This is a genomic window from Desulfobaculum bizertense DSM 18034 (assembly GCF_900167065.1).
Lineage (GTDB): Bacteria > Desulfobacterota > Desulfovibrionia > Desulfovibrionales > Desulfovibrionaceae > Desulfobaculum > Desulfobaculum bizertense.
Map to the genome: position 1 here is coordinate 1 of NZ_FUYA01000008.1, position 19,762 is coordinate 19,762.

The 19,762-nt window shown below is 53.6% G+C and carries 21 protein-coding genes; 18 read left to right on the forward strand and 3 right to left on the reverse strand.

Going from position 1 to position 19,762, the window contains the following annotated elements:
• The first annotated feature begins 157 nt into the window (after window positions 1–157).
• Window positions 158–766 carry a hypothetical protein gene (locus B5D23_RS11470; RefSeq protein ID WP_144012612.1) on the forward strand — a complete coding sequence of 203 codons (609 nt, stop codon included), beginning with the start codon at window positions 158–160 and terminating at the stop codon, window positions 764–766.
• A gap of 46 nt (window positions 767–812) precedes the next feature.
• On the opposite strand, the gene B5D23_RS11475 is transcribed toward B5D23_RS11470, so the two are convergent.
• Window positions 813–1,610: a MogA/MoaB family molybdenum cofactor biosynthesis protein gene (locus B5D23_RS11475; protein WP_078685589.1), complete on the reverse strand. Its 798-nt coding sequence runs from the start codon at window positions 1,608–1,610 to the stop codon at window positions 813–815.
• A 14-nt stretch (window positions 1,611–1,624) separates the two neighbouring features.
• Window positions 1,625–2,326 (reverse strand): DUF1614 domain-containing protein, encoded by a 702-nt coding sequence (locus B5D23_RS11480; RefSeq protein WP_078685590.1) that lies wholly within the window; start codon window positions 2,324–2,326, stop codon window positions 1,625–1,627.
• Between the two features lie 162 nt (window positions 2,327–2,488).
• On the opposite strand from B5D23_RS11480, the gene rfbA reads away from it, so the two are divergent.
• Entirely contained in the window at window positions 2,489–3,361 is an 873-nt protein-coding gene (rfbA, locus tag B5D23_RS11485) for a glucose-1-phosphate thymidylyltransferase RfbA (protein ID WP_078685591.1), read from the forward strand.
• Window positions 3,362–3,843: 482 nt separating this feature from the next.
• Here rfbA and cobT read toward each other — a convergent pair whose 3' ends face one another.
• A complete protein-coding gene (cobT, locus tag B5D23_RS11490; protein WP_078685592.1) occupies window positions 3,844–4,917 on the reverse strand; it encodes a nicotinate-nucleotide--dimethylbenzimidazole phosphoribosyltransferase in 1,074 nt (357 codons plus the stop codon).
• A 291-nt stretch (window positions 4,918–5,208) separates the two neighbouring features.
• Between cobT and htpX the strand changes: the two genes are divergently transcribed.
• The 16 genes from htpX (at window position 5,209) to B5D23_RS11570 (ending at window position 19,446) form a co-directional block, all read left to right on the forward strand.
• The gene (gene htpX, locus B5D23_RS11495) at window positions 5,209–6,063 is read left to right on the forward strand and encodes a zinc metalloprotease HtpX (RefSeq protein WP_078685593.1); all 855 of its coding nucleotides are present in this window, start codon (window positions 5,209–5,211) and stop codon (window positions 6,061–6,063) included.
• Window positions 6,063–7,424: a trypsin-like peptidase domain-containing protein gene (locus B5D23_RS11500; RefSeq protein ID WP_078685594.1), complete on the forward strand. Its 1,362-nt coding sequence runs from the start codon at window positions 6,063–6,065 to the stop codon at window positions 7,422–7,424. Before htpX ends, B5D23_RS11500 begins: the two co-directional genes overlap by 1 nt.
• A 212-nt stretch (window positions 7,425–7,636) precedes the next feature.
• A complete protein-coding gene (locus tag B5D23_RS11505) occupies window positions 7,637–7,825 on the forward strand; it encodes a ferredoxin (RefSeq protein WP_078685595.1) in 189 nt (62 codons plus the stop codon).
• A gap of 226 nt (window positions 7,826–8,051) precedes the next feature.
• Entirely contained in the window at window positions 8,052–8,891 is an 840-nt protein-coding gene (locus B5D23_RS11510; protein WP_078685596.1) for a YkgJ family cysteine cluster protein, read from the forward strand.
• On the forward strand, window positions 8,891–9,259 hold the full coding sequence (locus B5D23_RS11515; RefSeq protein WP_078685597.1) for a hypothetical protein: 369 nt from the start codon (window positions 8,891–8,893) through the stop codon (window positions 9,257–9,259). The genes B5D23_RS11510 and B5D23_RS11515 overlap by 1 nt, the downstream gene beginning before the upstream one ends.
• Window positions 9,260–9,299: 40 nt before the next feature.
• Window positions 9,300–9,923: a tetratricopeptide repeat protein gene (locus B5D23_RS11520; protein WP_078685598.1), complete on the forward strand. Its 624-nt coding sequence runs from the start codon at window positions 9,300–9,302 to the stop codon at window positions 9,921–9,923.
• Between the two features lie 17 nt (window positions 9,924–9,940).
• Window positions 9,941–10,651, forward strand: a complete 711-nt coding sequence (locus tag B5D23_RS11525; RefSeq protein ID WP_078685599.1) for a DVU0298 family protein — start codon at window positions 9,941–9,943, stop codon at window positions 10,649–10,651.
• A 28-nt stretch (window positions 10,652–10,679) separates the two neighbouring features.
• Complete coding sequence (locus B5D23_RS11530; protein WP_078685600.1) at window positions 10,680–10,955, forward strand: hypothetical protein; 276 nt, start codon at window positions 10,680–10,682, stop codon at window positions 10,953–10,955.
• A gap of 335 nt (window positions 10,956–11,290) precedes the next feature.
• Entirely contained in the window at window positions 11,291–11,638 is a 348-nt protein-coding gene (locus B5D23_RS11535) for a DVU0772 family protein (RefSeq protein ID WP_078685601.1), read from the forward strand.
• 645 nt (window positions 11,639–12,283) lie between these two features.
• The gene (dsrA, locus tag B5D23_RS11540; protein ID WP_078685602.1) at window positions 12,284–13,597 is read left to right on the forward strand and encodes a dissimilatory-type sulfite reductase subunit alpha; all 1,314 of its coding nucleotides are present in this window, start codon (window positions 12,284–12,286) and stop codon (window positions 13,595–13,597) included.
• A gap of 12 nt (window positions 13,598–13,609) precedes the next feature.
• Window positions 13,610–14,758, forward strand: a complete 1,149-nt coding sequence (gene dsrB / locus B5D23_RS11545) for a dissimilatory-type sulfite reductase subunit beta (RefSeq protein ID WP_078685603.1) — start codon at window positions 13,610–13,612, stop codon at window positions 14,756–14,758.
• A gap of 67 nt (window positions 14,759–14,825) precedes the next feature.
• A complete protein-coding gene (locus tag B5D23_RS11550; RefSeq protein WP_078685604.1) occupies window positions 14,826–15,071 on the forward strand; it encodes a dissimilatory sulfite reductase D family protein in 246 nt (81 codons plus the stop codon).
• Window positions 15,072–15,207: 136 nt separating this feature from the next.
• Window positions 15,208–16,611, forward strand: a complete 1,404-nt coding sequence (locus B5D23_RS11555) for a cobyrinic acid a,c-diamide synthase CobB (protein ID WP_234985090.1) — start codon at window positions 15,208–15,210, stop codon at window positions 16,609–16,611.
• A gap of 18 nt (window positions 16,612–16,629) precedes the next feature.
• Window positions 16,630–17,361, forward strand: a complete 732-nt coding sequence (locus tag B5D23_RS11560) for a metallophosphoesterase family protein (protein WP_078685605.1) — start codon at window positions 16,630–16,632, stop codon at window positions 17,359–17,361.
• A gap of 8 nt (window positions 17,362–17,369) precedes the next feature.
• Window positions 17,370–18,722: a serine/threonine-protein kinase gene (locus B5D23_RS11565; protein ID WP_078685606.1), complete on the forward strand. Its 1,353-nt coding sequence runs from the start codon at window positions 17,370–17,372 to the stop codon at window positions 18,720–18,722.
• Window positions 18,723–18,780: 58 nt separating this feature from the next.
• Window positions 18,781–19,446 (forward strand): YkgJ family cysteine cluster protein, encoded by a 666-nt coding sequence (locus B5D23_RS11570; RefSeq protein ID WP_078685607.1) that lies wholly within the window; start codon window positions 18,781–18,783, stop codon window positions 19,444–19,446.
• Window positions 19,447–19,762: the final 316 nt, after the last annotated feature.

Here is a 19,762-nt window from a genome sequence, read left to right on the forward strand (position 1 = left end):
AGCGCCCCTTGCAGGGCTTGGGGCAGCGCCCCAATAAAACAACATCCCGCCTGCCCGGCGCCCCTTGCAGAGCACGAGACGGAGTCTCGTTTTGCGCGAGAGGCTGTGCAAAAAAGTTGCAGCGTGGTATTTTACGGATAAAACTGAGGAGATGAAAATGCGAAAAACAGCAAGCATGAATAAAAGCAGATGGCTAGGGATGGTTGCAGCGTTGGCGGCGGGAGTGTTCTTTGTCACGTCGACACTGGCGATGGCGAAAGACATGACATTTAGCCGCGAGCTAAAAATGCAGGGTGTGACGTTCAAGGTGACGTGCCCGAACGCGCCGAGTGGTGAAAACAAGGTAAAGGTTGTGCCATCTGGATTGAAGGCAGACAACCGAGCAGTTGAGCAGGAAATTTATGGATACGTTACGAACGCGGAAGTTGGCGACCTGAACGCAGATGGTTCGCCGGAGCTGTACATCTACGTAACGGCGCCGGGCAGCGGGGCGTTTGGCACCGTGGTTGGCTACGGGGTGAATAACAAGAAATCCATGTCCGAGATTGGATTCCCGGATATCATGGCGGATAAAAAGCTGTCTGATGGCTACGGCGGACATGATGAATTTGCTGTAGTGGAAAATTCTTTGGCGCGTCGTTTCCCGATTTATAAGGCTGGCGACAGCAACGCCGGTCCGAGCGGTGGAACGCGTCAGATTCAGTATAAGCTTGCTCCTGGCAATAATGGGTGGAAGCTTGTGATTGATAAGGTCGTGGAATACTAAGCCACGCAAAGAAAAGCCCCCGTGAGAGCGGGGGCTTTGTTGTTTTCTAAAGGCGGGCGCAGTCGGAGGGGTCCCCCTGAAGCTTTTCCATAGTGTGCTTGAGCGTGGGAAGCACGGCTTCGAGGTTTTCGGCGACAGCTTTGGGGCTACCGGGCAGATTGACGACGAGAGACTGGGCGATGGTCCCGGCGACAGCGCGAGAGATAGCTCCGTGCGGAGTTTTTTGAAGGCTGGCTAGTGTCATGGCGCGCTCGTAGCCGGGCAGACGCTTGTCGAGGACCTTGAGCGTTGCCTCTGGGCTGATGTCACGAGGCCCAACGCCGGTGCCGCCACTGGTAAGAATGAGGTCAAATTTTTGAAGATGGGCAAGCTCGCTGAGGAGCTGGCGAAGCTGCGCTTCGTCGTCTGGAATGAGATATCCCTGCATGAGGGAGAGGTCGAGCTGCTGGCGAACTGCATCGGCAATGAGCGGCCCGCACTTGTCTTCACGCTCACCGCGAGATCCCTTGTCGCTGAGGATGATCCACGCAACACTAAAGCCTTCCTTGGTGCAGGGGCAGGAAATTTCGCCTTTGGGCAAAACAAGGTCAGTCACGGCGTCAAAGACCATGCCGATGGAGCAGGGCTGTTCTCCTGCTGCGGGGGCATGGAACAGAGAGCGAACCCGAAGCCCGCTTCCTGCGCCAAATGCGAGCTGAGAGCCGACGGCCGGGAGCTGGTCACGCTGAGGGGTGAGCGTCACAGATCCGGCGGGGGAACCGGGAGCGAGGTATATCCTGTCGTTAACAGAGAGCTGGAGAGATTCAGTAATTGAGAGCTGCACATCCGCGTACTGCGTTGTCATGAAAAAGACTCCTTTTAGGCCAGCAAAACAGCAATGATTCCAGTTACAAAAATTCCGTCAAAAGTCCCCGCGCCACCAATGGACAAAAGCGGTGCTCCAAGCAACCCTAAGACCTTGGGGTCGCGAAGGTGCAGGATGTCCGCGCCAATAAGAATGCCCATACAGCCCGCGATGTAGGCAACCTGAGGGCTTTGTCCTTCTGGAGCAAAGATCATCGCGGCGATGGCGGCAACAATGGGGGGAATGAGCATCGGGACGCCAATCCCACGGCCAGGCATGGGGCGAGCTATGGCGTAGCACACTGCCGCGACGCTTATCAGGGCAATGACAAGACCCGTGGAAAAACCAATATTGGAAAGGAAGTACAGGCTGAGAAGCGTAGGGATGATGCAGCCACCAAGATTCACAGTAACAATCTGGTCTTTCAGCTCCATCTCTTGCGGGCGAGCCTGCAACTGTCCATAACGATCAAGAAAAACATGGTGTCCGCCTTGCGGCACCTGTACCATTTTGCCTGTACGGTACAGTGGGATGTTCACTCCACTGCCCACAAGTGTTGCAAGCAAAATCAGAAAAGCCTGTCCCGCTGTCAGTCCAAGCTTGGTGAAGGCGACTGTAACAAGTCCAATCTGCACCAAAAAGAAGAGCAGAATGACAAAAAGAAAAAGACCAACAAGCGCCAGCAACATAAACGGAAATGAAATGAATGGAGGCATGGAAAATCCTTAGTTATAACAGGGTTTCGTTGCCATAAAAAATACCGTATACTTTGGACACAAAATGCAGGCCATACCGTGCACTTTGTGCACTTTTCACCCTGAAAGATACAGCAGCAGAGAAGTGAAGTAAAATACTCGGCTGCAAAAGGATACATCACTATGAAAGGCATTCTTCTTGCCGGTGGTTCCGGCACAAGGCTTTACCCGTTGACCCACGCTGCCAGCAAGCAGCTCCTTCCAATTTATGACAAGCCAATGATTTATTACCCGCTGTCTGTCCTCATGCTCGCAGGCATTCGGGAAATTATGATTATCTCTACACCAGAAGATTTGCCCCGCTTTGAAGCTATGTTTGGTGACGGCTCCCAGTATGGCCTCAGCATTGAGTACAAGGTTCAGCCCAAGCCCGAAGGCATTGCTCAGGCCTTTATCCTCGCAGAGGACTTCATCGGTGATGATTCCGTTTGCCTCATCCTTGGCGACAATATTTTTTACGGCGAAGGCCTTTCCCTTCTGCTCCAGACTTGTGCCAGCCTTGAAGAAGGCGGCATCATCTTTGGCTACAAGGTCCGCGACCCACGGCGGTACGGCGTCGTTGCCTTTGACGATATGAACACCGTCACCAGCATCGAAGAGAAGCCAGAGCACCCCAAGTCAAAATATGCCGTTACCGGTTTATATTTTTATGATAATTCCGTCGTCGAGATTGCCAAGGGCCTCAAGCCCTCTGCTCGTGGTGAACTCGAAATTACTGACGTTAACAACGAGTATCTTCGCCGTGGGCAGCTCAAGGCTGAGTTCTTTGGGCGTGGCCTCGCCTGGCTCGACACTGGCACTCACGAATCCTTACTTCAGGCTGGGAACTACGTGCAGGCTATTCAGGAACGACAGGGCGTCCTCATCTCCTGCATCGAAGAAATCGCCTACCGCAAAGGCTACATCAACGAAGAACAGCTGCGCGTCCTCGCTGAGCCTATGCGAAAAAATCGCTACGGCCAGTATCTCCTCGAACTCGCTCAGGGCGAAGAGTAGTTCTGTGATGTGAAGGGAAGAGAAACGGGGCCAGCCCCAGCGCGGTAGCGCTGGATGGGTGGGAGGGGAGAATTGGGGGCCTGCCCCCAAACCCCCGCGTAAGGGAATGATTCCCTTACGTATCCTCATCGAGTTTAAAAGCCGTACAAGCTTCGCTTGTACGGCTTTTAAACTTGGGTGAGAAGGCGCAAAGAGGTTCTTTCTCTTTCCCGTGAGTTGCCACCATTTTCTTTCTGAACGCGAGCGTTCAGAAAGAAAATAAGTGCGGTCTGGAAAAGGCAGAAGAACACGCGTTAGGGAAACGCCCACTAGGCCAAAATTAAAGGGCCGGATGTAAGGGAAAGCCAACGGCTTTCACACATCCGGCCCTTTAATTTTGGGCGAAAGCGGGATTCCCAAGGGCCTCGTCCTTGGGCGGGGTCAAGGGGCGGCGCCCCTTGCAGAGCACGAGACGGAGTCTCGTACCCCCCACTCGGTGCTTCTTATAAATCTTCTGCGACGATAACGCCTGCATTCTCAAAGCTGAGCATGTTGTTGAAGGCGTCGACGGCCCCGCGAAGGAGCGGGATGGCGACAGCGGCGCCAGTACCTTCACCGAGCCGAAAGCCGAGGTTGAGAAGAGGCGCGGCGTCCATAGCGTCGACGACGCGAGCGTGGCCGGGTTCTGCGGAAACGTGTGAGAGCACACAGTAGTCGTGAACGAGGGGCTGAAGCTTCCACGCTGCGGCGTAGGCAGCGGAAGAAATGTAGCCATCGACAACGACGAGCATGCGCAGAGATGCAGCGCGAAGAATGAGACCGGTGAGAGTGGCAAGCTCGATACCGCCGAGGGCGGCGAGGATGCGGAGGGGGTCGCCGGATTCGATAGCGCTGGCGTTAACGCGAAGGGCTTCACGAATAACGCTGACTTTGTGCTGAATGCCTTCGGAGTCGAGGCCGCCACCGGGACCAGCCAGATAGGCGGGGTCGAGCTGGAAAAATGCAGAGAAGAGGGCCGTGGAGGGGGTGGTGTTGCCAACACCCATTTCGCCTGTGCCGAGAGTTTTAATGCCGTCGGCGTGAGCTTCTTCGGCAAGGGCGAAGCCGAGCTGAAGAGCTTTGAGACATAATTCTTCAGACATCGCCGGACCTTTGGCGAGGTTGGCAGTTCCCTGGGCAAGCTTGCGCTGTAGCATGAAGGGACAGTCCTCAAAGGGACCACCGACACAGCCCGCATCAACAACCTTGAGATCAATGTTGTAGGAGTTGGTCAGGGCGTTGATGCCGCCGCCATTCTGTAAAAACGCACCAACCATCTGGCGGGTGATGACCTGCGGGGAGACGCTGACGCCGGATTCGATAACGCCGTGGTCAGCGGCGACGGTGTAAATTCGGGTGGGGTCGACACAGGGCTTCTGGCCTTCCTGAATGCAGAAAATCTGGGTCGCAATATCCTCAAAGCGGCCAAGGCTGCCACGGGGTTTTGCGAGATAATCCAGACGATGACGAGCTTTTTTCGCCAGTTCCTGATTGAGGGGGGCGATGCTCTGGATGACCTTTTGAAGAGAATCTTTCATGACTGCTCCTGTGTCGAAACGCTGTGCTTCTGAAAAGTTGAAAGTCGCAGAAAGGACCGTGCTGCGCGCTCTTTTCCGCTTCTGGCGTCATACATGCGGCGGGGAGAAAAAGCAAAAGCTGTGGACGTGAGGATTGTTGACAGTAAAAGGCGAATGTATAGTGTCAGACAAACGCATAGAGAGTTCCTGCTCCCTGGGTTTACTGAAAGAAAATATGCGTTTTTTGCTCAAAAAAAGACGGGGAGCAGCCGCGGGATGATTCCCGTAACCCCTAAGAGGAGTGAGAAAACTATGTCCAGCCAGATTAAGACTGGCCTGCTGCTGGGACTGCTTACTGCGATCATCCTGTTTTTGGGTGGCGCGATGGGTGGCCGTGGCGGTCTGTATGTTGCATTCGTGATTGCGGTTGTCATGAATCTTGGCAGCTACTGGTACTCTGACAAGATTGTGCTCTCCATGTACCGGGCGCAGGAGCTGTCTCCTGTTGATGCGCCTGCACTGCACCAGATGGTGGGTGACCTTGCGCGAAATGCCGGGGTGCCAATGCCGAGGATTGCACTGATTCCAGAAGAGGCTCCGAATGCTTTTGCAACAGGACGTAACCCCAGTCACGCCGTTGTTGCTGTGACGCAGGGGATTATGCGCCTCCTTTCTCCTGAGGAACTCAAGGCTGTACTGGCCCATGAGATGGGACACGTAAAAAATCGCGATATTCTGATTCAGAGCATAGCTGCAACGCTTGCCGGTGCCATTATGTACGTGGCGAGTATGATTAAATGGGGTGCTCTGTTTGGGCTTGGTGGAAGCAACGAAGATGGCGAGGGGGGCAACCCGGTTGCCGCGCTGCTTCTGGCCTTCATTGCTCCTGTCGCGGCGATGCTGATCCAGATGGGTATTTCCCGTTCCCGCGAGTTCCTGGCAGATGAAACCGGAGCCAAGCTGAGTGGAACCCCGGAATACCTTGCTTCGGCACTGGAAAAGCTGACGGCGTATAGCCAGCAGGTGCATATGCACGCAGGCAATCCCGCAACGGCGCATATGTTCATCGTCAATCCGTTTGCTGGCCAGTCTCTGGCCAAACTGTTTAGCACCCACCCACCAGTTGAAGAGCGAGTGCGTCGACTTCGAGCAATGGTGGTGCGCTAATGAGAAAGCCGGGATGTTCTGTCTTTTGGGGCACAGTGTGCGCAGTGACGCTGCTGTGCCTGATGCAGGCCGGGTACGCCGAGGCCCGCGATCAGCGTGAAACGCCAGTTGTTCGGGCGGTGCAAAGAACAGCTCCGGCGGTTGTGAATATTACCTCTGCCCGGGTGGTTGAGCGACAGGTGAATCCTTTTGCTGGCTTTTTTCCGGGGCAGAGAATGGACCCGTTTTTTAAAGAATTCTTTGGCCCGCAGGGAACCCAGAAATTCCGCCAGCAGAGCCTTGGCTCTGGAGTCATCATTGATGGCAAAAAAGGGCTGGTCCTGACCAATGCCCATGTTATTTCTGGGGCAACAGAAATCTCTGCGCGCCTGCTGGATGGCAGAACCTTTACGGCAGATCTCGTGGGTGCAGATCCGGATTTTGACCTTGCTGTGTTGCACCTCAAGACAAGCGAAGAACTGCCAGAAGCAAGTATCGGTAGCTCCGACGACATTATGATGGGCGAAACCGTGATTGCCATTGGCAATCCGTTTGGCTTCTCGCATACGGTCACAACGGGAGTTGTGTCGGCACTTGGGCGCTCCGTGCGGACCAAGCAGGGCACATACACGAACTTTATCCAGACAGACGCTGCCATTAACCCCGGTAACTCTGGTGGACCTCTGCTGAATATCCTTGGTGAACTGATTGGCATAAATACCGCAATCAGGGCTGATGCTCAGGGCATTGGCTTTGCAATCCCTATTGATAAGGCGCAGCGGGTCATTCAGGAGCTGCTGTCTGCTGGTGAAGTCCGCCCGGTGTGGATTGGCCTGTCGGGGCAGAGTCTCGATCAGGCTGCAGCAAGCTATTTTGCCCTGGATTCCGTGGCGGGGATGCTCATTACGACTGTGAAGCCGGGAAGTTCTGCTGACCGCGCTGGTGTTCGCGCTGGAGATTTGCTCTGGGCTGTGGACGGGGTGAAGGTTCAGGACAAAGACCATTACCTCCAGCTGCTGCGAAACTACGTGCGCAAACAGCGTGTTGTGGTGGAACTCATTCGTAATGACAAACAGCTTCGCTTGCCTGTGGAAGTCGAGCCGTTTGAAGAGTCTGATGCTGACCGGATTGCATGGGAACGCTGGGGCTTGCGCCTTGGGCCTGTGGAAGGCGGTATGCAGGTGAAAAAGCTGCGGTCCGGAAGTCCGGCCGAACGCCTTGGACTCCAGCCCGGAGACGGTCTGCTCCGCATTGGCGGCATGAGATTGCGCAGTGACAAGGATTTTGTCCGTTCTGTCCTTCGTTTTCGACTGCAAAATGCACTTATGCTTTTTGTGGAACGTGGTGGCCGTGGCTACCACGTCCGAATGAGAATGCAATAAAAAAAAGTGCTTGCATTGAAGGGGCAGTCAGGAGAGAAAAAGGGTCTCTAAGGTGAGAGTATTACGCTTGACACCTGACAGGGCAGGAGCTATTCGGATGTTCCTGAATGTCGTATTTATTGCGGCACGAAGATGTTTCCCCGCCCGAAGGGCGGTCCGGGAGGAAGCATTCCTTCCCGAATAGGAAAGGAAAATCAAATTGGAGGTTTACGATGGGTTACAAAGTGACTGTTGATACAGACAAGTGTGTTGGTGATGGCGAATGTGTAGACGTTTGCCCTGTTGAAGTTTACGAACTTCAGGACGGCAAGGCTGTTCCCGTGAACGAGGAAGAATGCCTCGGTTGCGAATCCTGCGTTGAAGTTTGCGAGCAGGACGCCATCACTGTCGAAGAAGAGTAAGCTATTTGCTCTTTTGCGATGGCAAAAGACAATTTTCAGAGGGAGCGGTGCCTGGTGTACTGCTCCCTTTGTTGTATGCGGGGCCAAATGCCGCTGAGAGCGTGAAGCTCGGAAATTTTTTCACAATCAGGTCTCGACAAGCCGGAAACAGATATTAGCTTTTCAGATGTTGGACCAACTGAAAGCATGTTCACCCGGTGCTGGGTGAGTGAGGGTGGAGTAAAAAATGGAATGTGATCTTTCTGATATCTTTGCAAAGTATGAAGCTCTTGTCGCGGACGTCGACACGGTCTTCGAACGAGTTCATGAACAGTACAGCGACTGCGTGAAGTGTAGCGTGGGCTGTAGTGATTGCTGCCATGCCCTCTTTGATCTGAGCCTGATTGAGGCAATGTACCTGAACGTCAAGTTCAATGAAAAGTATTCCGGGCAGGAACGAAGTGACATCCTGGACCGTGCGGATTCAGCAGACAGGGCAACCTACAAGATTAAGCGTCAGGCATTTAAGGCCTCTCGCGACGGTGCTGTTGCTTCCGAAATCGTAGACCTGGTGTCTCATGCCCGTGTTCGCTGTTCTTTGCTTAACGGCAAAGACGCTTGCGATCTTTATGAATTTCGTCCCATTACCTGCCGACTTTATGGTATTCCTACCGCAATCGGCGGACGTGCACATACCTGTGCAAAGTCTGGCTTTGAAGGGGGAAAACAGTACCCCACAGTCAAGATCGACAAAATTCAGGACCGGCTCATGGAACTCTCCCGCGAGTTGGCTGGCCGCCTGAATTCTCACTTCGATCAGCTCTCTGAAATGCTGGTGCCTGTGTCTATGGCACTGATGAACAAGTACGATGACGAGTACCTGGGCATTGATAAAGAGAAGAAGCCCGCAGCTCCGCTTGCTGCCCCTGTTGAAGAACCTGCTGCTCCGGCTCCAGGTAAAACAGCAGAGAAAGAACTTTCCAAGACCTCTTGCGATACCTGTGGCGAAGCTCCCGGTTCCAGCGCATGCAGTTCCTGTAGTGGTGCGCAGGTGTGGGAGTTTGGCGCTGCCTCGGAGAAAAAATAATGGAAGCTTTGACTCCGGAACTGGAAGCACAAAAAAAGGTGATGTACGAAAAGATGTCACCTCGCCGCCGCAAATTTATTGACCGCATTGGTTACGAGAACTGGGACCCGTTCCAGATTCCGAACGAGCCGATGGACATTCGCCGGGATGATACAAACCGGACGATTGAAATGCTGGTCAAGCAGTTCCTGCGCGAGCAGGGACAGGTGCAGAAGGTCGGTGCAAGCTACAGCCGTGGTGCTCTCGAAGTGGCCATGGGTATTGTGAACAAAGATGAGCGCTACCGCGCCATGTATGATTTCTGTGTCTGGTATAATGATCTGCTCAAGCGTGAAGGCAAAGGGCAGATGAACTGGGAATTTAAATAAAAATCTCCGGGCCTCCAGGCCGGGAATCCAAGGAAAGAACATGAGTACTCAAGCGAACAACATTGATGAATATATCATGGAGCTGAAGGGTCAGCTTGCTTCTAACCCTCAGTGCGCCAACCACTACTACAACCTCGGCGTTGCTTACCTGCACAAGCGTATGTGGCAGGAAGCAGAGAAGGCCTTCCTCGACGCGGTGGATAACTCCCCCCGTATGTCCGAGGCATATGTCCAGCTGGGTGGCATTTACCTCCAGCGTGGTGATGTTGACGGTTGCCTGAACATGAACCGCATTGCCAAAGACTGCCGTCCGCAGTTTGCTGTGCCGTTTGCAAATCTTGGATTCTGCTACCTTCAGAAGGGTGACGTTGACCGCGCCATTGTCAACCTGAAAAAAGCTGTGAATCGTGACCCCGAATACGTTCAGGCCATTTCTACTCTTGGCGCAGCATACTACTCCGACAAGAATTACGAGGAAGCCGAAAAGAGCCTGAAAAAGGCTCTGGAGCTGGCTCCTGCATTTGGTCCCGCGTGGAACAACCTGTGTCTGCTTGAGCTTGATCGTGGTAACGTTGAGAAAGCTGCCTTGTACGCTGCCAAGGCAGAAGAAAACGGCTTTACCGTTGCTGATGAGATCAAGGAGGAGCTGAACGCCGCAAAGTAAGGCGTGAAGGAGGCCATATGGCTGGCTTTCGAAAAGTGAAGTCAGAGCTTCGGGAAGAACTTCGGTCTGCGGACTGGAAGGACGCTGGCAAGGAATATCTGGAGGACCGCATTCAGCTTTTGGTCGGCCCTTTGTTTTCCCTTTTGCTGGCCCCGGAGGAGCTGGTGCGCTGGCGGGCAGTGACGCTGCTCGGGAAAACAGTGGCCCGGCTTGCTGATTACAGGATGGAGGCAGCCCGGATCGTGATGCGTCGCTTTATGTGGCACATGAACGAAGAATCCGGGAACATTGGCTGGGGTATCCCGGAGTCAATGGCCGAATCAATGGCGCGTCATGCCCGGCTGGCAGACGAGTATCACAAGAAGCTGGCGTCATACATCCAGTGCCCAGACTGCATTGGAGACGACAACTATATGGATCATCCTCCCTTGCGTCAGGCGACGTACTGGGGCCTTGGCCGACTTGCCGAGGTTCATCCTCATTTGGTGCAGGGTGCTGTACCGGATATGATTGCCGCGCTTTCTTCGGAAGAAGACGTGGTTTCCAAGGGGCTGATTTGCTATGCGCTGGGCAATGCCGGAGCGCAGGACGCAGAAGAGGCTCTGGAAGGGCTTGTTGGTCGCGAGGAAAAGATTCGCGTGTTTCGACACGGTGAGATGATTGAGCTTGAGCTTGGTGAACTTGCCGCAGACGCGCTGGAAATGCTTTCCGCCGGGCAGCCAGCCTAGATCGAAAGACTTCTCAAGGAGAACGAGAGTGAAAGACGATCGGGGATTGTATTATTATCCCAATACCCAGACCCATGACGTGCACATGTATGTGCGCGAGAATGATAATGGTGATATTGAGTTCCGCATGTGGCACAAGGACTATCCGCATGTGTGGGATCAGCACGAATGGATTCCGATGGACGTTGTGCAGGCTGCTGCAGGCATCTACAATTCTGAGCACGAGGGGCAGAACCCGATGGCGCTCTATGACATTGAGATTGCCAAGCGTCTCATTCGTGAAGAGAAGGGCGTTCTCCAGTAAATTTGACGCTGACTGAACTGCAAAAACGGGCCACTTTCGTTATGAAAGTGGCCTTTTTTGTGCCCTGTGGGCTGGTTTGGCGATAGATTTACCAATATTTCCAAGAGAGTATCCTGGAAAAATTTCACAAGGAAAAAGCTTGACACTGAGTTAGTAATAGTTATCATTAAGACATGGAAAGCGAAGAACTCGCGAACCTGGTCCACCTTGTGGATCACCTCATTAAGGTAAAGCATTCACACGCCGTGGGCGGCCCTTGGGTCGCCCCACAGTTCAAAGCAGGGCGCTTTGGGCATTGATGAAGAAGAAGATATATTTAGCGAGAGGAGGAAAATATGGGACAGCTGAGAAAGTATAGAGATCTTGAGATCGACTGGAACATGGAGCCCGTAGACGCTGTTGCACTGTATCTTGAGTGGGGAAACACCGGATACGGCGGAAGTTATGAAAACCGTGTGCGCAGCAAGAATGACTTCTCAAACTATTTCGTCGTCTATAACTGGGAAGATCGTCCAAAGGTCTGCCTGGTGCGTCGAAACTCCGATGGAGCAGAGGACCTTGTCTGTTTGATTCCGCCGAAGGCAATGGGCAAGAGATTCCGCGATGAAATCGGACACACCAAGGGCGTTTTTCCAATCAATCGGGAAATCCGAAGCTGGCTGGAAAAGGAGCTGTACTCCTAGGTCCTGATAAAAAAGAGCACATGCAAAGAGCCGGAGAATATCCGGCTCTTTTTTTTATGCTTTTGCGAAAAAACCAACGTGCGAAAAGGGCAAGATTGCGTAGAATAAAATCAATATAGTCAATAATTTCAGAGTATAAGTAGAAGGGCAATGGAAAGGGTCTTTGGGGCCTTGGGGAAAAGTTTGAGTGAGATTATTGCGTTGGAGAAAGCAGGCAATGGGAGAGCAAATGCGGAAGGTATGTCGAGAATCAAGCAATGCAAGAGCGCTTTATTTTGAGGGTGGAAAGAAAATCATACTGTAGTAGAGTGTGTCATTGCGTGCACAAGCTATGGTGCTTGAGACGTTTTACGGGACTGTGAAGAAAGAAAAACCTTATGTGGTGCGGACTATCAGGTGAAAGTTTTACGTTGTGTTTGTCCAGTTCATACGGGCATTTTGGGTTGACAAAAGGGTGGAATCTTCCTAGCGTCCCTTAGGATTATTTATGAGAATGTGAATACGTTCACGACGTGTGAATGCCGTCGCCATCTTGGCTTAAACGCAAACGGCAGGGAAAAGTGCGTTGAAAGACGCTCTTTTTGGTTTGCGGACGGTTCGTGTTGATGAGGCTGAACCACATTCAAAGACAATGGAGGTAAAAGAATGGCTGAACACAAAACCCCATTGTTGGACCAGCTGGAGTCAGGGCCCTGGCCTAGCTTCGTGTCCGACATTAAGCAGGAGGCCGAGCGACGCAAGGCCAATCCGGACAATGTAGAATATCAGATTCCGGTTGACGTCTGCGAAGACCTTCTGGGTATCCTTGAGATGTCCTACGAGGACGGCGAAACTCACTGGAAGCACGGCGGTATCGTGGGTGTCTTCGGTTACGGTGGCGGCGTTATTGGCCGTTACGCTGACCAGCCCGAGCAGTTCCCGGGCGTTGCTCACTTCCACACTGTTCGTGTGAACCAGCCTTCCGCAAAGTACTACACCACCGATTATCTGCGTAAGCTGATCGACCTGTGGGACTTCCGCGGCTCTGGTCTGACAAACATGCACGGTTCTACCGGTGACATGGTTCTTCTGGGTACCACCACTCCTCAGCTTGAGGAGATTTTCTGGACCCTTACCCATGACCTGAACACTGACCTTGGTGGTTCCGGTTCTAACCTGCGTACACCTGCAGCTTGCCTCGGCCAGTCCCGTTGCGAATTTGCATGTTACGACACTCAGGACATTTCCTACCACCTGACCCAGGAATACCAGGACGAACTTCACCGCCCTGCATTCCCTTACAAGTTCAAGTTTAAGTTTGACGGCTGCCCGAACGGTTGCGTTGCATCCATCGCTCGTTCCGACTGTTCCATCATCGGTACTTGGAAAGACGACATCAAGATCGACCAGGAAGCTGTGAAAGCTTACGTTGCAGGTGAATTCCGCCCCAACGCAGGCGCACACTCCGGCCGTGACTGGGGCAAGTTCGACATCCAGAAGGAAGTCGTTGACCTGTGTCCTACCGGCTGCATGAGCTGGGACGGCAGCAAGCTGTCCATCGATAACAAGGAATGCTACCGTTGCATGCACTGCATCAACACCATGCCTCGCGCACTGCACATCGGTGACGAGCGCGGCGCTTCCATGTTCATCGGCGCTAAAGCTCCTATCCTCGACGGTGCCCAGATGGGTTCCTTGCTCGTTCCGTTTGTTAAGGTTGAAGAGCCTTACGACGAAATCAAGGAAGTTATCGAGAACCTGTGGGATTGGTGGATGGAAGAAGGCAAGAACCGTGAGCGTATTGGTGAAACCATCAAGCGCCAGGGCTTCCAGAAGATGCTGGATGTTACCGGTATCAAGGCCGATCCTCGCCACGTACAGGAACCACGTTCCAACCCCTACATCTTCTGGAAAGAAGAAGACGTTGAAGGCGGCTGGGATCGTGACATCAATGAATTCCGTAAGAGACACCAGAGATAGGGGGATTAGACAATGGCATTCATTTCCGCTGGCTACGATCCCAAACACCCGATGCAGGACCGTATCACTGACATCGGACCTCGCAAATACGACGAATTCTATCCGCCGGTTATTGCGAAGAATAAGGGTAAATGGCTCTATCACGAAATCATCGAACCCGGCATGCTCATGCACAAAGCCGAGTCCGGTGACGAAGTTTACACCGTCCGCGCTGGTACAGCTCGTCTGTGCTCCGTAACGTACATCCGCGAGATCTGTGATATCGCTGACAAGTACTGCGGCGGTCACGTTCGTTGGACCACCCGTAACAACGTTGAGTTCATGGTTGAAGACCTTGAGACCGCTAAGGCTCTTAAGGAAGACCTGAACAACCGTAAGTTCGACGGTGGCTCCCACAAGTTCCCCGTTGGCGGTACCGGCGCTGGTATCACCAACATCGTTCACACTCAGGGCTGGGTCCACTGCCACACCCCCGCTACCGATGCATCCGGTACCGTTAAGGTTGTCATGGACGATCTCTTCGAAGAGTTCGGCGCCCACAACATGCCCGCACCTATCCGCATTTCCATGGCTTGCTGCCTGAACATGTGTGGTGCTGTTCACTGCTCCGATATCGCTATCCTTGGCTACCACAGAAAGCCTCCGATCATCGACCACGAGTACCTGGACAACCTGTGTGAGATCCCGCTTGCAGTTGCTGCTTGTCCGATGGGCGCAATCCGTCCTTCCAAGCACGAGATGCCTGACGGCAAGACCGTCAAGAGCGTTGCCATCAAGAACGAGCGCTGCATGTTCTGTGGTAACTGCTACACCATGTGTCCTTCCCTGCCTCTTTCCGATAAGGAAGGCGACGGCCTGGTCATCATGGCTGGTGGTAAGATCTCCAACCGTATCAGCAATCCTAAGTTCTCTAAGGTTGTTGTTGCATTCATCCCGAACGAGCCTCCCCGCTGGCCTACCCTTTCCAAGGTTATCCGCCAGATCGTTGATGCTTACCGCACTGATGCTCGCAAGTACGAGCGCCTCGGTGCTTGGGCTGAGCGCATCGGTTGGGAACGCTTCTTCGAGAAGTGCGGTCTTGAGTTCTCCGAACACCTGATCGACGACTTCCGCGATCCCGCTTACTACACCTGGCGCCAGACCACTAACTTCAAGTGGTAGTCTAGGTTTTATAAATTAGAGGCGCAGACTTCGGTCTGCGCCTCATCCAAAAAAAAGAGGTGCCATCATGGCTGCACTCGATCTTGCAGAAGCAAAAGAAAAAGTTATTGAATTTTGCCACTCCAAGAAGAAGACCAAGTTCTACTTCAACGATTTCCTGAAAGTGTTCCCTGACAACAAAGCACGCGAAGTCAAGAAAGTCCTGACCGCTCTCGTTAACGAAGAAATTATGGAATTCTGGTCCTCCGGTTCTACTACCATGTACGGCCTTAAGGGCGAAGGTAAGCAGGCCAATGCTGAGGGTGAAGATTAAATCTTGACCCCCTCACCCGCGCTTGTTTGAGCCGGGGTATTGCGCTGCACGTGCAATAGCCAAATTTTGGAGCCGATTCTTCGGATGTCCCTATACCGGACGCTGAAGAATCGGCTTCGTTGTAGTAGGAGAGCTTGTGAAGAGATTTGTGACGCCACGCCTCGTTGTGACTGGACTTTCTGGCGGTGCCGGAAAAACCATTAATTCTCTTGGCCTTGCCCGTGCATGGGCAGAAGAGGGCAAGCGCGTTGCCCCTTTTAAAAAAGGTCCAGACTACATCGACGCCCGTTGGCTTGGACTTGCCGCAGGCACTCCAGCCTACAATCTTGATCCTTTTTTTGTGTCAGACGACCAGCTTCGTTCCCTGTTCTGGGACCGGGCGCATGCCCATGACGTCGCTCTGATCGAAGGTAACCGCGGACTCTTTGATGGCATGGACCTCGAAGGCTCATGCTCCACTGCCGCAGTTGCCACTGCCCTTGATGCCCCTGTGCTGCTGTCTCTCGACTGCACAAAAATGACGCGAACTGCTGCTGCCGTGGTCTCTGGCATCGCGTCTTTTGACTCGCAGCTCAGGCTTGGCGGAGTGATTCTGAACCGCACTGCTGGTGATCGGCACAGGTCCATTCTCCGCCAGACAATCGAGCATTACACAGATGTGCCTGTGCTCGGTGCGCTCCCGAAAATTTCTCCTGACCCAATCCCCGAACGGCACATGGGCCTTATCTCCAACAGTGAATACGACGGACAGGAGCAGATTCTCTCCCGTCTCGCCCAGATTATGCGGGATCATACTGATATTGATCGCATTTGGAATATGGCCTGTGCTGCGCCTGCACCCAGTCTCGCCATTTCGCCGCTGTGGGATGCCCCGTGTCCAGAGCCGGAAGTCACAATTGGTGTTGTTCGCGACGCTGCTTTCTGGTTCTATTATGAGGAAAACCTTGAGGCCCTGCGCCGCGCTGGTGCGCGCATTGTTGAGCTGTCTCTTTTGGACGATGCTCCGTGGCCTCAGCTTGATGGGTTATATTTGGGAGGAGGCTTTCCGGAAACATTTGCCGAAGCCCTTTCCCGTCAGGAGACAGTCAAAGAGCGGGTGCGAGCACTCGCTCGGTCCGGCTTGCCGATCTATGCCGAATGTGGTGGATTCATGTATCTGACCCGCTCAGTGGTCTATAATGGGACCCGTTACGACATGGCCGGAGTTCTGGATATGGAAACGGTGTTCACATCCCACCCCAAGGGCTTGGGATATGTTGAGGCGCGCGTTGAAAAGGACAACCCTTTCCACCCCGTAGGCACGGTCTTGCGTGGGCATGAGTTCCATTATTCGCACTGTGTTGTGGATGATGAAACCCGTGTTCCTGGCATGGCGCTGAATGTGGAGCGGGGCAAGGGAACCTTGAATGGACGCGATGGCTTTGTGCAGGGCAATGTTTTTGCGGGATACACGCACATTCATGCTTTGGCCGCACCTTGGTGGGCACCGAATTTTGTTGAAGCAGCACGCCGCTATGCCGCACAGGATGGCGCGCGTTAAGACCACGGATAGACTTGAATGAAACTTGCCATTCTTTCCGACATACACGGAAATCTGCATGCCATTCGTGAGGTCCTGCGCGACATTGATGCGCAGGGCGTTGACGAGATTATTAACCTCGGCGACACGGTCGGCTATGGTCCCGACCCGAACGAATGTCTTGCTCTGACTCGTGAGCGTGGCTTTGTAAATGTGCTTGGAAATCATGAGCACGGTTTGCTCAAAGAACGCCATCGCATTTGGTTTAACGAGCAGCCCCGTGTTGCCGTTGAAATCACTGCAAAGCTTTTGACCCCAGAAAATTTTGAGTACATTTCGCAGCTCCCGCGCGCTATCGTGCGTCACGACTTGCGTTTTGTGCACGGCTATCCGCCGGACAGCCCGTATTATTATCTCGTCGGTGCTGACGACGCCAAGCTTCACAAAACCTTTGCCAAGATGAAGCAGGACATCTGTTTTGTCGGGCACACGCATCTTTTGGAGCTGGTTACGGAAAAAGACGGCGAGCCTGACCGTTGGCCCATTGGCGAGGGCGAGCATCAGCTTCACGCCGGGCAGAAGTACATCATCAACGTTGGCAGTGTTGGCCAGCCGCGTGACGACTTCAACACCAAGGCGAAGTATGTGCTTTTCGACACGGAAACGCTGACACTCACAGTGCGTTTCATTGCCTACGACGCCAAGCCCGTTGCCGAAAAGATGCTGGAGCAGGGCGTTCCAGAGACTTTTGCCAAACGTTTGCTCTCCTAGGAGCTGCAATGAAAATAGGTGACTACACAGTACGCGGTTTGCTTGGACGGGGCGGTATGGGTGCTGTCTACAAGGTTCAGAAGAACGGTGGGCCACTCCTTGCGCTCAAGCTTCTTGATCCCGCAGAAATGTTTGTCGCCGTTGTGGGCATGCGCGAAGCGGAGAATCGTTTTCTTGCCGAGGCGAGAGCTCTTTCTTCTCTCAGGCATTCTCACATTGTATCCATACACGATCAGGGGCGGGACCAGCAGGGCCGCCCCTTTTTTACAATGGACTACTCCTGTCAGAATTTGGGAGATTTGATTGGCGAGACCTACATGGTCGAGGAACCCAGTCGCGTGCTTCCCGTTGGGCGTGCCGTTGCATTGCTCCAGCAGGTTCTTTCCGCTCTGGGAGCGCTTCATGACCGTGGCATTATTCATCGGGACATCAAGCCGTTCAACGTGCTTCTCACTGCAAAGTGGCAGGTGAAGCTTATAGATTTTGGCCTTTCCCGTTTGCGTGGTGAGCAAATCCTTTTACATCGTTCCGAAAAGGTCGGGTCGCCGTATTATGCCGCGCCAGAGCAGGAGCTGGACCCCGCCGCCGCTGGGCCTGCTGCGGATCTCTATTCCTGTGCAGTCATGCTGTATCGCATGTTATCTGGGCAGCTTCCACAAGAAAGGCAGCTCACTTCTCTGCGTCCTGAACTCTCTGCGTGTTGGGATGATTTTTTTCATACGGCGCTTGCCCCAGCCCCTGCATCCCGTTTCGCCTCTGCGGAAGAAATGAGCACTGCGCTTTCCTCCTGTTTTTCTTCATGGGAGCAGGGCATAGAGCAGGTTTGTGTCTTGCCCGAAAGAGCACCCAATTCATCACGGGCAGGACGCTCCCCTCGTTTTGCCCCGTGGCCAGGACCGCTTCGCTCTTCCCCGGTTCGCACCGGGCCGCGTCGGCGGCCAGAGCAGCTTGGGCTGGATCCGCTTTGGCGCCCACAGATATTTTGCTCCCATGACTTTCTCCAAGCGGGCACGCTTCTTCACGATCGTACCCTTCGGCTTGTTTGGGATCGCTTAGGCTCACCCGAGCCAATGGACTTTCCCGCAGCCATTGCCTACGTTCAGGCCTTGAACAGCGCCGCGCATCACGGTATCCAGACGTGGCGTTTGCCAACGCTTCCAGAGCTTCTCTCCCTTCTCGAACCCGTTCGGCAGGGACAGGAACTGTGTCAGCCCCGCCAGTTTGCGTCTTCTCATCCTCGGCTTTGGTGTGCTGACCGTCGCACGCATCTTGCCGCGTGGTTCGCTAACATGGAACTTGGCTTTTTGGGGTACAGTGACCTGTCATGTCAGCATTGGGTTTGCGCCGTCTCTTCTGCGTAAATCCGCCTCACCCCCCGCATAGATTTTAACGACGATATCAAAAGAGAGTGTGAAGAATATGGCTGAAACAAAGCGCACCCATTGCGAGTGTTGTGGTGTCTGCTGCCGAAAAGGCGGACCCTCCCTGCACAGTGACGACAAGAAGCTCCTCGACGAAGGGGTTCTCGGCTTTGGCGATCTCATTACCTTGCGCGCTGGCGAGCTGGTGACTAACCAGATCACAAAGAAGGTCGAACCCCTTGAGCAGGAAATTGTGAAGCTTCGCGGTACCGGTCTCTCCTGGGCCTGCGCGCAGCTTGATACCGATTCCAACCTCTGTAAAATTTACGGCAATCGACCCATTGAGTGTGAAGCCCTCAAGTGTTGGGACACCTCCGAGCTGGAAGCGATGTACAACAAAGATCGCGTCACTCGTTACGATCTCATCCCAGAAGGACACCCCCTTCAGGAACTTATCGATACCCATGAAGGTGAGTGTCCCTACGACCGCCTCGAGCTTGCCGTTCAGGGCTATGCCGCTGGCGACCCCGATGCCGAAATCATTATCTTCGAAATGATTGACTTCGACCTGAACTTCCGCGCTGCCTTTCGTGATAAAACCGGCGCCTCCGAAGAAGAAGCAGAATTCCTCTTCGGGCGACCCCTCCACCGCACTATTCGACAGTTCGGACTCGATGTCGTGACTAAAAACGGCCGCTCTGTCCTCCAACCGATGTTTAAGTAATAAATAGTGTAGGTGATGGGAGGGGAAAAGATTGGGGGCCTGCCCCAGCACGTGAGTGCTGGATGGGCGGGTGGGGAGAGAACCGGGGCCTGCCCCAGCACGTGAGTGCTGGATGGGCGGGTGGGGAAGATTGGGGGCCTGCCCCCAAACCCCCGCGTAAGGGAATGATTCCCTTACGTATCCTCATCGAGTTTAAAAGCCGTTCAAGCTTCGCTTGTACGGCTTTTAAACTTGGGTGAGAAGGCGCAAAGAGGTTCTTTCTCTTTCCCGTGCGTTGCCACCATTTTCTTTTTGAACGCTTGCGTTCAAAAAGAAA

Coding starts and splice junctions, on each gene's coding strand:
- dsrA (WP_078685602.1), top strand. CDS start 12,284: ATGGCTGAACACAAAACCCCATTGTTGGACCAGCTGGAGTCAGGGCCC.
- dsrB (WP_078685603.1), top strand. CDS start 13,610: ATGGCATTCATTTCCGCTGGCTACGATCCCAAACACCCGATGCAGGAC.
- B5D23_RS11515 (WP_078685597.1), top strand. CDS start 8,891: ATGGAAGCTTTGACTCCGGAACTGGAAGCACAAAAAAAGGTGATGTAC.
- B5D23_RS11470 (WP_144012612.1), top strand. CDS start 158: ATGCGAAAAACAGCAAGCATGAATAAAAGCAGATGGCTAGGGATGGTT.
- B5D23_RS11505 (WP_078685595.1), top strand. CDS start 7,637: ATGGGTTACAAAGTGACTGTTGATACAGACAAGTGTGTTGGTGATGGC.
- B5D23_RS11480 (WP_078685590.1), bottom strand. CDS start 2,326: ATGCCTCCATTCATTTCATTTCCGTTTATGTTGCTGGCGCTTGTTGGT.
- cobT (WP_078685592.1), bottom strand. CDS start 4,917: ATGAAAGATTCTCTTCAAAAGGTCATCCAGAGCATCGCCCCCCTCAAT.
- B5D23_RS11475 (WP_078685589.1), bottom strand. CDS start 1,610: ATGACAACGCAGTACGCGGATGTGCAGCTCTCAATTACTGAATCTCTC.
- B5D23_RS11520 (WP_078685598.1), top strand. CDS start 9,300: ATGAGTACTCAAGCGAACAACATTGATGAATATATCATGGAGCTGAAG.
- rfbA (WP_078685591.1), top strand. CDS start 2,489: ATGAAAGGCATTCTTCTTGCCGGTGGTTCCGGCACAAGGCTTTACCCG.
- B5D23_RS11550 (WP_078685604.1), top strand. CDS start 14,826: ATGGCTGCACTCGATCTTGCAGAAGCAAAAGAAAAAGTTATTGAATTT.
- B5D23_RS11560 (WP_078685605.1), top strand. CDS start 16,630: ATGAAACTTGCCATTCTTTCCGACATACACGGAAATCTGCATGCCATT.
- B5D23_RS11500 (WP_078685594.1), top strand. CDS start 6,063: ATGAGAAAGCCGGGATGTTCTGTCTTTTGGGGCACAGTGTGCGCAGTG.
- B5D23_RS11565 (WP_078685606.1), top strand. CDS start 17,370: ATGAAAATAGGTGACTACACAGTACGCGGTTTGCTTGGACGGGGCGGT.
- B5D23_RS11525 (WP_078685599.1), top strand. CDS start 9,941: ATGGCTGGCTTTCGAAAAGTGAAGTCAGAGCTTCGGGAAGAACTTCGG.
- B5D23_RS11535 (WP_078685601.1), top strand. CDS start 11,291: ATGGGACAGCTGAGAAAGTATAGAGATCTTGAGATCGACTGGAACATG.
- B5D23_RS11510 (WP_078685596.1), top strand. CDS start 8,052: ATGGAATGTGATCTTTCTGATATCTTTGCAAAGTATGAAGCTCTTGTC.
- htpX (WP_078685593.1), top strand. CDS start 5,209: ATGTCCAGCCAGATTAAGACTGGCCTGCTGCTGGGACTGCTTACTGCG.
- B5D23_RS11570 (WP_078685607.1), top strand. CDS start 18,781: ATGGCTGAAACAAAGCGCACCCATTGCGAGTGTTGTGGTGTCTGCTGC.